Origin of the sequence: Neptunomonas japonica DSM 18939, assembly GCF_000422765.1 — a bacterium.
Taxonomy (GTDB): Bacteria; Pseudomonadota; Gammaproteobacteria; order Pseudomonadales; family Balneatricaceae; genus Neptunomonas; species Neptunomonas japonica.
In genome coordinates, this window is sequence record NZ_AUGR01000023.1 from 19782 (window position 1) to 32209 (window position 12428).

General features: G+C 44.1%; 11 protein-coding genes. 9 read left to right on the top strand and 2 right to left on the bottom strand.

Features of this window, described 5'->3' with window-relative positions:
• From relA to G511_RS0114730, 9 genes are all read left to right on the top strand, one after another.
• On the top strand, nt 1–2253 hold the full coding sequence (gene relA / locus G511_RS0114690) for a GTP diphosphokinase (RefSeq protein ID WP_028470297.1): 2253 nt from the start codon (nt 1–3) through the stop codon (nt 2251–2253).
• Entirely contained in the window at nt 2250–3062 is an 813-nt protein-coding gene (gene mazG / locus G511_RS0114695; protein ID WP_028470298.1) for a nucleoside triphosphate pyrophosphohydrolase, read from the top strand. The genes relA and mazG overlap by 4 nt, the downstream gene beginning before the upstream one ends.
• A complete protein-coding gene (locus G511_RS0114700) occupies nt 3059–3439 on the top strand; it encodes a hypothetical protein (protein WP_028470299.1) in 381 nt (126 codons plus the stop codon). The genes mazG and G511_RS0114700 overlap by 4 nt, the downstream gene beginning before the upstream one ends.
• A gap of 143 nt (nt 3440–3582) precedes the next feature.
• Nucleotides 3583–6195, top strand: a complete 2613-nt coding sequence (ppc, locus tag G511_RS0114705; protein WP_028470300.1) for a phosphoenolpyruvate carboxylase — start codon at nt 3583–3585, stop codon at nt 6193–6195.
• A 290-nt stretch (nt 6196–6485) separates the two neighbouring features.
• Nucleotides 6486–7139, top strand: coding sequence for an adenylate kinase (gene adk / locus G511_RS0114710; RefSeq protein WP_028470301.1), 654 nt, complete (start codon nt 6486–6488; stop codon nt 7137–7139).
• Between the two features lie 145 nt (nt 7140–7284).
• A complete protein-coding gene (gene hemH / locus G511_RS23060) occupies nt 7285–8313 on the top strand; it encodes a ferrochelatase (protein WP_036552171.1) in 1029 nt (342 codons plus the stop codon).
• Entirely contained in the window at nt 8313–9047 is a 735-nt protein-coding gene (rlmB, locus tag G511_RS0114720; protein WP_028470302.1) for a 23S rRNA (guanosine(2251)-2'-O)-methyltransferase RlmB, read from the top strand. The genes hemH and rlmB overlap by 1 nt, the downstream gene beginning before the upstream one ends.
• A gap of 50 nt (nt 9048–9097) precedes the next feature.
• The gene (locus G511_RS0114725; RefSeq protein WP_245574068.1) at nt 9098–9748 is read left to right on the top strand and encodes an SGNH/GDSL hydrolase family protein; all 651 of its coding nucleotides are present in this window, start codon (nt 9098–9100) and stop codon (nt 9746–9748) included.
• A 9-nt stretch (nt 9749–9757) separates the two neighbouring features.
• Nucleotides 9758–10162: a GNAT family N-acetyltransferase gene (locus tag G511_RS0114730; protein ID WP_245574070.1), complete on the top strand. Its 405-nt coding sequence runs from the start codon at nt 9758–9760 to the stop codon at nt 10160–10162.
• A 62-nt stretch (nt 10163–10224) separates the two neighbouring features.
• On the opposite strand, the gene G511_RS0114735 is transcribed toward G511_RS0114730, so the two are convergent.
• Together G511_RS0114735 and G511_RS0114740 are read right to left on the bottom strand one after the other, a co-directional pair.
• Entirely contained in the window at nt 10225–11412 is a 1188-nt protein-coding gene (locus tag G511_RS0114735; protein WP_028470305.1) for an acetate/propionate family kinase, read from the bottom strand.
• A 9-nt stretch (nt 11413–11421) separates the two neighbouring features.
• A complete protein-coding gene (locus G511_RS0114740; protein WP_028470306.1) occupies nt 11422–12357 on the bottom strand; it encodes a bifunctional enoyl-CoA hydratase/phosphate acetyltransferase in 936 nt (311 codons plus the stop codon).
• Nucleotides 12358–12428 lie beyond the last annotated feature (71 nt).

The window sequence follows — 12428 nt, forward strand, 5'->3', positions numbered from 1 at the left end:
ATGGTTAAAGTGCGTGATGATCATCCCATTCATGATGATGGGACTGTAGATCTTGATTTGTGGCTGTGGCGTCTGGAGCAGCAAGTAGAGATAGAAGATATAGAGCAGGTACGGCTGGCCTGTGATATTGCAAAACAAGTTTATGACCAGGCAGAAGTAACATCCAATAATAGTTATCTTGCGGGCCTTGAAATGGCTCAAATTATGGCGGAACTGCAGCAAGATGAAGAATCCATTATTGCCGCAATTCTGTATCGCAGTGTTCGCGAAGATAAACTAAAACTTGATACCGTTAAGAATCAATTTGGGCCAGTTATCGGCTCATTAATTCATGGTGTGCTACAGATGGCGGCTATTGGTAGCCGAGCCAACCCGCGTGTAGAGCATACTGTTTTAGGCGCTAATGCGCGCCAAATTGATACCGTGCGTAAGATGTTGGTGGCTATGATTGATGATGTGCGCGTTGCACTCATTAAGATTGCCGAACGTACGAGTGCTATTCGTGGCGTTAAAGAATCCTCACGTAGAAAACGCTTCCTTGTTGCCCGTGAGGTATTTGATATCTACGCACCTCTTGCTCATCGCTTGGGCATTGGGCATATCAAATGGGAATTGGAAGACCTTTCCTTTCGCTACTTAAAACCGAATGATTATAAGCATGTAGCTCAGCTTCTTGATGAGAAACGTCTGGATCGCCAAGACTTCATCGAGACGGTTGTGAGTACGTTAAAAAGAGACTTGGGTACTCAGAAAATTGATGCTGACGTAAATGGGCGGGCCAAACATATCTATAGCATCTGGCGAAAGATGCAGCGTAAGAATATTGAGTTTAGCCAAGTCTATGATGTGCGTGCTGTTCGTATCTTAGTGCCTGAAATTAGGGACTGTTATACCGCATTGGGTATTGTGCATGGTTTATGGAGAAATATACCGCATGAGTTTGATGATTATATAGCGTCGCCAAAGCCTAATGGTTATAGGTCTTTGCATACGGCGGTATTTGGACCAGAAGGCAAGGTGCTGGAAATACAAATTCGCACCCCAGAGATGCATGAAGAGGCCGAGTTAGGCGTGTGTGCTCATCATCTTTATAAAGGTACGGATACGCACTCTAAAAGTGATGCCTATGAAGATAAGATTGCTTGGCTGAGGCAGGTATTAGAGTGGCATGAGGACCTTGGTGATACCGAAGGTTTTGGTGATATTTTACGTGGAGATGTTGTTCAAGATCGGCTCTATGTGTTCACGCCGGGGGGGCATGTTATTGATATGCCATTGGGCTCAACCCCCTTGGATTTTGCTTATCGGGTGCATACTGAAATAGGGCATCGTTGTCGTGGCGCGAAGGTTAATGGCCGTATTATTTCCTTGAATAAGCCTTTGAAAACGGGAGATCAAGTAGAGATATTAACGGGTAAAGAGGAGCAACCACGACGAGACTGGCTGAATACCAATATTGGTTATCTAACAACATCCAGAGCACGCGCTAAAGTAGCACACTGGTTTAAGTTGCAAGATAGAGATAAGAATGAGGAAGCGGGTCGCCATATGGTTGAGCGGGAGTTCAAGCGTTTGGCTATTTCAATGAATGAAGTTGATATGAAACTCCTTGCTCAGGAAGTGAATTACAAGTCTTCAGAAGATGTTTTTTCTGCACTAGGTGCAGGAGATATTCGTTTATCTCAAATCTTGAATGCAGCACAGAGGCAGGTAGAAACAAGCTCTCATGATGAACAACTAGATTTAGAATTACCGGCTACGTTTAGAGAAAAACAGAAGAGACCAACTGAAGCAGGAATACGTATTCTCGGTGTAGGTAACCTGCTAACGACTATCGCGTCGTGCTGTAAACCAGTGCCTGGCGATCTGATTGTTGGTTTTATTACTCAAGGAAGAGGCGTGTCAATTCACCGTGAGGATTGTACAAACCTTCTAAGCCTACGAGAGAACGAAGCTGAACGTGTGGTAGCTGTTGATTGGGATGAAGGTAATGAAACGACCTACCCAGTTGATATTAATATCGAAGCCTATGATCGTTCGGGCTTACTGCACGACGTTATGATGGTATTAGCTAATGAAAATCTTAATATATTATCGGCTAATACCTTAACGGATAAAAACAGTAATGTTGCACGCCTTTCGCTTACTGTTGAAATTTCACGTTTGGAATTGTTGGGGCGTATTATGGATAAAATTAACCAGCTACCTAACGTGGTTGATGTACACCGTCAACGTAATGGGTTCACTCAATGAGTCACTCTTATACATTGCCCGATTTGATCTATTTAATGGAACGGCTTCGTGATCCAAAGCATGGTTGTCCTTGGGATCTTAAGCAAGATTTTGGCTCGATTGTTCCTCATACGTTGGAAGAGGCGTATGAGGTAGCTGACACAATTGAACGCAAAGATTGGGCACATTTGGAGGATGAATTAGGCGATCTGTTATTCCAAGTTATCTTTTATAGTCAGCTTGGTAAAGAGCAGTCCTTGTTTGAGTTTAACTCGATTGTTAATCAGCTCGTCACTAAGCTTATCCGCCGTCATCCGCATGTGTTTCCTGATGGACAGTTAACAACACTGCCCGGTGCAATATCGCTTTCAGGTGAAGAGGTTAATTCAGCGTGGGAGCATATTAAGCAGCAAGAGCGTATCGGAAAAAAGAAAGCTCGTATTTTAGATGACGTTCCCAAAGGGCTGCCGGCGTTGAGTCGCGCTGATAAGCTTCAAAAGCGTGCTTCACAAGTTGGTTTTGATTGGAATGATCCATTATTGGTATTGGATAAGATAGAGGAAGAAATTGCTGAGCTGCGAGAAGCGATTCAGCAAGGTAACCAGGCTGAGATTCTTGACGAAATGGGTGATGTTATTTTTGCTCAGGTTAACTTAGCCCGGCACCTAGGTGTTAAGGCTGAAATTGCACTACGCTCGACTAATCAGAAGTTTGAGCGGCGTTTTAATCATGTTGAGGCGTGTGTAGAAAGCTCAGGTAAAGGCTGGGATGAGTATGCTTTGGATGAACTTGATCAGTTTTGGGACGAGGCAAAGCAGAAAGGGCTATGAAAATGACATGGGTTGTATTGGCTATCATTGTGATGGCAGGTTTAGGGTACTGGAATTGGCAAAAAGGTCAGGAACAGCTCAGAATTTTAAAAAGTAGCGGTTTTGATGTCACTGACGACCTCAAAGGAGAGCCGCGTTTGGTGGTTAATAGAACAAATAAGAGCGTAGCCTTGGTTAGCGCTAATAATTACCGAGTCATCCTGATGGAGGCTATCACTTCTAGCGAAGTTCTTTATGACAGGGGTGTTCAAATGGATGAGAACTTTCGTATTGAATTGCAGCTAGTGCCTTCTGAGAGCGCTGTAGTGCCAATTATGTATGAGAATGAGACGTTAGCAAGAGCCGCTTTAGATTCGCTGCAGAGCGCTATTCGCTAGCTCAGTGTATAACAATCAGGACGTTAGATAATTTAAACAGTTCCTATTAACTTGCCCCTGACGACTAAAGCCTGATTTGTGCAAAGCTAAAATAATACCTATGCTCTGTTGACTGTGATTAGATTTTCACTAAGGAGTTAGGTATGAATGATCTGCATGAAGCCTTACGCGATGATGTTAGGATGCTGGGCGGCAGTCTTGGACAAACAATAGAGAAACATCACGGCCAAGGCTTTCTTGAGAAAGTTGAACGCGTTCGAAAGCTTGCTAAAGCAGGCCGTAGTGGTACTGAAAGTGATAGAGAGAATCTGCTGACAGAGCTCAAGGGGTTGAGTGAAGATGAAATGCTCCCTGTTGCGCGTGCTTTCACACAATTCCTTAATTTGGCTAATATCGCTGAAGAGCATCACAGAGTGCGTCGGCATCAGGAAATATGCGACTTAGAAGCGACTGACTCTTATGTCCAATTGCTGAAAAAGTTGAAGAAAGAAGGCCTACCCAAAAAACAGATCTTGCAGACATTACAAGAAATGCATGTAGATTTAGTGCTTACCGCACATCCTACTGAAGTGAACCGCCGCACCTTAATTCAAAAATATGATTCCATAACTGATTGTTTACAAGGGTTCGATCGAGGCGAGTCTCAACACCATCGTTTAAATGAATTGATTAGCCAGATTTGGCACACCGATGAAATCCGAAAAATTAGACCTACACCCATAGATGAAGCTAAGTGGGGCTTCGCCGTTATAGAAAATTCATTATGGGAAGCGGTTCCAACATTTTTAAAGCGCTTAGATGGACAGACCCGCGCTATTCTTGGGCAGGGCTTACCGTTGGATTGCTCCCCTGTACGCTTTTCTTCTTGGATGGGAGGCGATCGGGATGGTAACCCTAATGTTACGGCGGTTGTTACCGAAGAGGTGCTGATGCTATCTCGTTGGATGGCTGCTGATCTGTACATAAGAGATATTGATGCCCTGCGTGCTGAATTATCAATGCATAACTGCAATCAAGAGTTACGCGAACAAGTAGGGGATGTTGCTGAGCCTTATCGTCATTTGTTGAGTGCAGTGAGAGACTCTTTGGAATGCACTAAAAACTGGATAAAGCAGCGCTTAGGCAAACCCAGTGCTGATAGTCATGACACCTGTCCAATGCTCACATCAGATCAACTTCTTGATCCCTTAATGTTGTGCCACCGTTCTTTAGTTGAATGTGGAATGGATATCATAGCAGAGGGGCCGCTTGAAGATATTATCAGGCGTATTGGCTGCTTTGGTATGACGCTTGTTAGGTTAGATATTCGACAAAGCTCAGATCGTCATGCTCAAGTGTTTGAAGAGATATCCCAGTTTTATGGGTTGGGTTCATATAACAATTGGACAGAAGAAGGGCGGCAGGCATTTCTATTAAAAGAGCTACAGAGCAAACGGCCACTTATTCCTCACGGCTGGCAGCCATCTCCAGAAGTACGTGAAGTCTTAGATAGCTGTAAAGTTGTTGCCGAAGCTGATCCTGCTTCGTTAGGTTCTTATGTGATTTCAATGGCAAGCCAGCCTTCGGATGTATTGTCAGTAATTTTGTTACTGCGTGAAATGGGTATTAGCCATGATATGCGCGTAGTGCCACTGTTTGAAACATTGGATGATCTCGATAACGCACGTGATTGTATCGATGCCCTGTTATCTGTTCCTTGGTACAAACAATACACTCACGGCCATCAAGAGGTCATGATTGGTTACTCTGATTCATCAAAAGATGCAGGGCAACTGGCAGCGGCCTGGGGACAATTTAAAGCGCAAGAAGCGTTGACACAGCTTTGCCAAGAACACGATGTTCATCTTACTCTGTTTCATGGACGTGGAGGCACCGTTGGGCGTGGCGGTGGCCCTAGTCACACCGCGATACTTGCACAACCACCGGGTTCTGTAGATCGTAGCCTGCGTGTTACTGAGCAAGGGGAGATGATTCGTTTTAAATTTGGCATACCAGAATTAGCGGTTCGAAATTTGGAGCTTTATACGGGAGCGGTGTTGGCTGCAACGCTTTCTCCTGCACCGTTGCCGAAAAATGTTTGGCGTGACCAGATGGAAAAAATGGCAGAAACGGGCCTGCAAGCTTATCGATCAGTAGTACGCCATGATTCGCAGTTTGTACCTTACTTTCGAGCAGTAACCCCGGAACAGGAGTTAAGCAAGTTACCTTTGGGATCTCGTCCAGCGAAACGCAAAGCGGATGGTGGCGTTGAAAGCTTACGTGCTATTCCATGGATTTTTGCTTGGACGCAAATTCGTCTCATGTTGCCCGCGTGGTTAGGTTCAGATACTGCATTGGATACGGCTGTGCGCAATAATGAATTGCCTTTGCTGCATGAAATGTATGAAAAATGGCCATTCTTTCGCTCCTACGTTGATATGCTGGAAATGGTATTGGCAAAAAGTGATACGCGATTAACAGAGTATTATGAATCTCGATTAGTCTCTGAAGAGCTTAAAGTGTTAGGTTCTAGCCTACGGCATCGCTTAGATGTGGCAGTCGAAAAGGTACTGGATATTAAACAGAGTGAAGGTTTGTTAGTGGCTAACCCCGTTATCCAGCAATCAATAGATGTTCGAAACCCTTATATAGACCCGCTACATTTTTTGCAGGCTGAACTGCTTTATCGTGATCGAAATCATCCTGACCAGCGTCTTGAGCATGCTTTAATGGTAACAATGGCGGGTATATCTGCCGGTATGCGTAATACGGGTTAATTTTTGTGCGGGGTTGAGCCAAAGGCAACTTTGGCTTACTCTCGCGTGTCGGTATTTGAAATATATACGCTTTTTAGTTAGATAATTGCCGATTTATACCATTAGTTGGAAGCGATGCTAGTGCTAATGTCGAATTGTCGGCATTTAGATGCCCCAGTATGGTTCTTATCCAATATTGTGTAAGTTGCGTTGAGTTTAAGACGTAAAGAGCGAAACAGACCGCTTATAAATGGTTTGATCGAGTACACTAAAAAATTCATTTTTAATAGTTAGAGCAGAGGACATCCTTAATGCGTATTATTCTTCTTGGCGCACCAGGCGCTGGTAAAGGCACTCAAGCGCAGTACATTACCGAGAAGTACGGTATTCCTCAAATCTCAACTGGCGACATGCTGCGGGCGGCTGTAAAAGCAGGAACGCCTTTAGGTGTTAAAGCCAAAGCAGTAATGGATGCTGGTGAGCTAGTTTCTGATGATCTGATCATTGGGCTAGTTAAAGAGCGTATTAGCGAAGCGGATTGTGAAAACGGTTTCTTGTTTGACGGTTTCCCACGTACTATTCCTCAAGCAGATGCGTTGAAAGATGCTGGCGTGATGATTGATGCAGTTGTTGAAATTGATGTGGCTGATGAAGAAATCATTAAGCGTATGAGCGGTCGTCGTGTTCACCCTGGTTCAGGTCGTACTTACCACCTAGTATTTAACGCTCCAAAAGTGGAAGGTAAGGATGATGTTACTGGTGAAGATCTAGTACAGCGTGCTGATGATGTTGAAAGCATAGTGCGTGATCGCCTACGAATTTACCATGACCAGACAGCACCATTAATTTCATACTACAAAGGCTGGGTTGAAGCGAAGGAAGCTAACGCACCTAAGTATGTTTATGTTGCTGGTGTTGGTAGTGTTAATGATATTCGTGACGGTGTGTTTTCAGGTCTAGCATAGTCGTACTAAATACGCGTACAAATGTTTAATATAAAAGCTGCTTTATGCGGCTTTTTTATTTTAGTCTGTTCAGTGAAAGCAGTGCTGGGTTTTTGGGCGCTTCTTCTGGATAATAGATGCTTTTCATTTTAAGCAGATAATCCACATGTCGGATTCAATAAAAACAGCGGTCATACTGACAAACCTAGGTACGCCAGATAAACCAGAAGCGAGTGCGGTAAAACGTTATCTTCGAGAGTTTCTATCTGATTCTCGTGTTGTCGAAGGAAAAGGCTTAAGACGTATTGCATGGTTAGCTGTTCTTAACTTTATTATTTTAAATTTACGACCACGTAAGGTGGCAAAGTTATATCGCTCTATATGGGAAGATGATTCCCCAATGCGTAAAATCCTGAATGAGCAAGTAACTGAGTTGCAATTACTCTTACAACAGCGTTATGAAACAGCGCCTTGTGTGTTTGCGGGAATGACTTATGGCTCACCAAGCTTAAAGAATCGTTTGGAATCATTGGCCAGTCACGGCTACCAGCGCGTGTTAGTTATCCCTATGTACCCACAATACTCCGCAACGACCACTGCACCGATTTATGATCAGGTGGCTAGGTTTCAGTTAGGCCGCCGTGAAGTACTTGATATTCGTATAGTGAAGTCATTTTATAATCATCCGGCATACATCAACTCTTTGGCTCAAAGTATTCGCTCATTTCGCCAATCGGCACACTCAGCTGATAAGTTAATGTTGTCTTATCATGGTATTCCAAAGGAATACGCCGATAAAGGTGACCCGTATCCGCAGCAATGCCACCAAACATCTGTATTGGTAGCGAAAGCACTAGGGCTTTCTGAAAACGAGTGGGTAACCACCTTTCAATCGCGTTTTGGCCCGGCGCAATGGTTACAGCCTTATACGGACAAAACCTTGGAAAGCCTTGCTCAGAAACAAGTAAAAGCGATTGATGTTGTTTGTCCTGCTTTTACAGCAGACTGTCTTGAAACATTAGAAGAGATAGCTGAAGAAAATAAAGAGGTTTTTCACAAGGCGGGCGGAGAGTCATACCAATATATTCCGGCAGTAAATAGCTCGCAGGCATTCATTGCAGCCCTAATGACCTTAGTTCAAGAGCAAGCCGCGGACTGGCTTAAAGTAGATAATCAAGCAGATGAGAAAAAATAATGCAGTCTGAATTAGTATTCGGTTTTCATGCGGTAAAGACCACGCTCAAATATGATGCGTTTCGAGTTCAGCGTATCATGCTGCTTAAAGGGCGCGAAGATGAGCGTCTTAACCAACTACTTGAAGAAGCAGGAGATATCAGTGTCGAGCGTGTATCAAGACCTAAGCTCGATGAGTTAGCTCAGGGAGGTGTTCATCAAGGTGTTATTGCTTTTTGTAAGCCTATGGAGTCCAAGACTGAGCGCTTTCTTTATCAATTGTTAGATAAGCTAGATGAGGCCCCCTTCCTGCTGGTACTTGATGGTGTAACTGACCCGCATAATTTGGGTGCTTGTTTACGCACAGCGGATGCTGCGGGTGTACATGCGGTCATCGCTCCTAAAGATAAATCGGCCCCGCTTAATGCGACTGTTTCAAAAGTAGCATGTGGTGCAGCTGAAGTAATGCCTTATGTTCAAGTGACTAACCTTGCTCGTACTTTACAGGAGCTGCAGCAAAGAGGTATTTGGATCACGGGCACGGCAGGTGAAGCTAAGCAGATGGTATATCAGGCAAACCTGACGGGGCCTATGGCACTTGTTATGGGCGCTGAAGGTAAGGGAATGCGCAGGCTGACGTGTGAAGGCTGTGATTTCTTAGTTAAAATCCCAATGGCAGGTGAAGTCAGTAGTTTGAATGTATCTGTGGCAACCGGCGTGTGTTTATTTGAGGCAGCAAGGCAGCGTCAGGTATAGTCGATAAACAACGTTACCGGCTCTGAACAGGCTAATTTGTTAAGGATGACATGATGAAACATATTTTAGTGTATGGCGACTCTCTTTCTTGGGGAATTATTCCTAACAGCAGAAAGCGTTTGTCCTTTGATAGGCGCTGGCCTGGCGTGGTTGAAAATCAACTACAAGGTGACGGAGTAACCGTTAGAATAACCGAAAACTGTCTTAATGGTCGCCGCACGGTATGGAGTGACCCTTTTAAAGCAGGCCGTGATGGCTCAGAAGGGTTAGCCCAGCTTATTGAAATAAGTTCTCCTTTATCACTGGTTGTGCTGCTGCTGGGAACAAATGATTTCCAAATTATGCATACCAATAATGCTTGGATGTCTGCGCAGGGTATGTCGAAGCTAATTAATATCATTCGTCAGGCGCCGTTAGAGCCCGGTATGCTTGTACCTGATATCTTAGTGGTAGCTCCGCCAAAAATGCTTGCCCCTAAAGGGCCTGTTGCTGCAAAGTTTGAAGGTGCTGAGCTTAAATGTGTTGGCCTAGCCGAGGCCTTAAAAACTGTTGCTGAAGAACAGCAGGTCTATTTTTATGATTCTGCTGATGTAACAGATGCGAGTAGAGTGGATGGAATACATCTTGACGAGGACCAGCACCAGGTACTGGGAAAAGCATTGGCTGATGTACTCGAGTGTATTCTTGAATTACAGGAGTGATAGGTTAACGTGATTAACATAAGTATGGATGATGTAATTGGGTTAGATGAAGTACTAGAATTGTACTGTGAAAATCATTGGTCTTCTGCTGAAAAACCTGACTTGTTGATGCGTGCGTTACGTAAATCTGATGCTTTAGTGACGGCGCGCCTTGATGGTAAGTTAGTGGGGCTAGCTAATGCTATTTCAGATGGATATTTAGTTGTTTATTACCCTCATATGTTGGTTCATCCTACTTACCACGGTCGGGGAGTCGGCCGTAAATTAATGGAAGCGATGCAAACAAAGTATGCGGGCTTTCATCAGCAAATGTTAACGGCTGATGGTGATGCAGTCGGCTTTTATAAAAGCTTAGGTTTTGAAAAGGCGGGAATGGCAGAAGCAATGTGGATTTATGGTGGTAACGAGCATTGATAACGCCCCCCTGATTACTCCTTTAATCTAGGGGACTGATTTTGAGCTACTGTTTTATTCGTCTAGCTACCGATCACTTCTGTTGTGTGTATAGCAATCATAGCTTCTTCATTTGTCGGTATAACTCTAACAACAACGTTACTGGACTCTTCGCTAACCGTAGCTAGGTTGCCTGTATTGGCTTTATCATTTAGCTTAATGCCTAACCATTGGCTGCGATCTAAAATCCGTTTGCGCAAATCCGCATCGTTTTCACCCACGCCACCGGTAAAGACGATTTGATCTAGCCCTTCCAACGCTGCTGAAAGACGCCCTAGTTCTAATGCGATACGATAAGCCAGCATATCAATAGCTTCTTCTGCTTCAGGTGTATGAGCATTATGTAGGGCTAGCATGTCTGAAGAGACACCAGAGACGCCTAACCAGCCGCTTTCCTGATAGATCATCTTTTCGAGTGCATCTGTGTCCATGTGATGATGGCGTTGCAAATACAGTAGAACACCTGGATCAAGATTTCCGCACCGGCTACCCATAGGTAACCCATCAACAGCAGTAAAGCCCATAGTTGAGGCGATGCTCTTTCCCTGCTTGACTGCGCACATACTGGCACCAGCGCCTAGGTGACAGATAATGGTTTTGGCTACTCTTGCCTCTTCAGAAAGGCTACTCAAATTCTTCTGAATATATTCATAAGACAAGCCATGAAAACCGTATCGTTGTATGCCTTCCTGTGTGAATTTACGAGGAATCGCATAATGACGCTCAACGGCAGGCTGACCTACGTGAAACATGGTATCGAAACAGGCTACTTGTGGCAGTTCTGGAGCCAGAGTGTGGCAAGCTTCGATCAGTAATAAGTTATAAGGTTGGTGTAGGGGTGCGAGTGGAATAAAAGCTTTTAACTGATTTACTTTATGCTTATCAATTAATACAGGGGCGCTGTAGTGCTCGCCACCATGTACAACACGGTGCCCAAAAGCAGTGAGCTTTAAATGGGGGACCTGTTGTGCAAGCCAATCTAATACGGTACTGAGTGATGCCTGATGCCGTTGGGCTTTCTCTATATTACTAAAATCAACTTTTGGAGGTGTAATTTTATTACCAGCGCCATCCGTTAATGTAATGCGAGGTTCACCCATAATATTACCCAGTTTAAACTGATAAATAGGGGTGACCTGACGCTCTCCTGATTTGAAGAGGGAGCACTTGAGACTAGAGGAGCCGCCGTTAATAGTCAGAATTGTTTGCATATTATATTCTTACGATACCGGATGATGAACCATGTGTGATGCCAATGCACAGGAAGCCATACGACCTAAAGGAGTTTCTGCACGGCTAGTCAAAATAATGGGTACTTTAGCGCCCAAGGCGATACCTGCTGACTTTGCATCAGCCAGATAGATTAATTGTTTAGCAATCATATTGGCAGATTCTAGGTCAGGAGCAAGGAGAATATCAGCATCACCTGAAACAGATGAGGTGATGTGCTTATCGATAGCTGCTTGTAAGGAAATTGCATTATCAAACGCCAATGGCCCATCTAATAGAGCGTTGGTGATTTGTCCACGGTCAGCCATTTTACAAAGGCATGCTGCATCGATAGTGCTTGGCATGTAGGCTTTAACTTTTTCTACCGCTGCCAACAGGGCTACTTTAGGTTCTGTTATTCCCAGAGCGCGACAAAAATCGACAGAGTTTTGCACAATATCGCGTTTGGTCATTAGGTTAGGTACGACATTAATAGCCGCATCAGTAATGACTAAGGGCTTATGATAATTGGGAATATCAAAGACAAAAACATGGCTAAGGCGACGTTCAGTACGAATCCCCTTAGTTTTGTGAATAACAGCGCTGATAAGTTCTGAGCTACCTAAGTCACCTTTCATAATAGCTTCGACGTTAGCTTGTCTTGCAAGCTCGCATGCCTTTTCTGCAGCGGCGTGACTGTGCTCTACATCGATAATTTCATAATCAGCAATGTTCAAATTATCTTTTTCTGCGGCAGCTAAAATCTTACTTTTAGGACCGATCAAAACTGGAACAATTAAGTTGTGCTCAGCAGCTTCAATAGCCCCCATCAAACCATTGTGGTCTACAGGGTGGACAACAGCGGTGCGAATGGGGCGAGCTTTAACGGCCTCTTCAATAAAAAACTCAAGCTGATTATGTACAGGAGGCTTTTCTTTAAGGATCATGATCAATTTACCTAAACTCAAGGATTATCCAGTGCTATAAATTCTGGAATGTATTTGTAGTGTAGTACAAT

Bases quoted from the DNA above. Each gene is read 5' to 3' on its own strand.
- ppc (WP_028470300.1), top strand. From the start codon at position 3,583: ATGAATGATCTGCATGAAGCCTTACGCGATGATGTTAGGATGCTGGGC.
- G511_RS0114735 (WP_028470305.1), bottom strand. From the start codon at position 11,412: ATGCAAACAATTCTGACTATTAACGGCGGCTCCTCTAGTCTCAAGTGC.
- rlmB (WP_028470302.1), top strand. From the start codon at position 8,313: ATGCAGTCTGAATTAGTATTCGGTTTTCATGCGGTAAAGACCACGCTC.
- adk (WP_028470301.1), top strand. From the start codon at position 6,486: ATGCGTATTATTCTTCTTGGCGCACCAGGCGCTGGTAAAGGCACTCAA.
- mazG (WP_028470298.1), top strand. From the start codon at position 2,250: ATGAGTCACTCTTATACATTGCCCGATTTGATCTATTTAATGGAACGG.
- G511_RS0114700 (WP_028470299.1), top strand. From the start codon at position 3,059: ATGAAAATGACATGGGTTGTATTGGCTATCATTGTGATGGCAGGTTTA.
- G511_RS0114740 (WP_028470306.1), bottom strand. From the start codon at position 12,357: ATGATCCTTAAAGAAAAGCCTCCTGTACATAATCAGCTTGAGTTTTTT.
- relA (WP_028470297.1), top strand. From the start codon at position 1: ATGGTTAAAGTGCGTGATGATCATCCCATTCATGATGATGGGACTGTA.
- hemH (WP_036552171.1), top strand. From the start codon at position 7,285: ATGTCGGATTCAATAAAAACAGCGGTCATACTGACAAACCTAGGTACG.
- G511_RS0114725 (WP_245574068.1), top strand. From the start codon at position 9,098: ATGATGAAACATATTTTAGTGTATGGCGACTCTCTTTCTTGGGGAATT.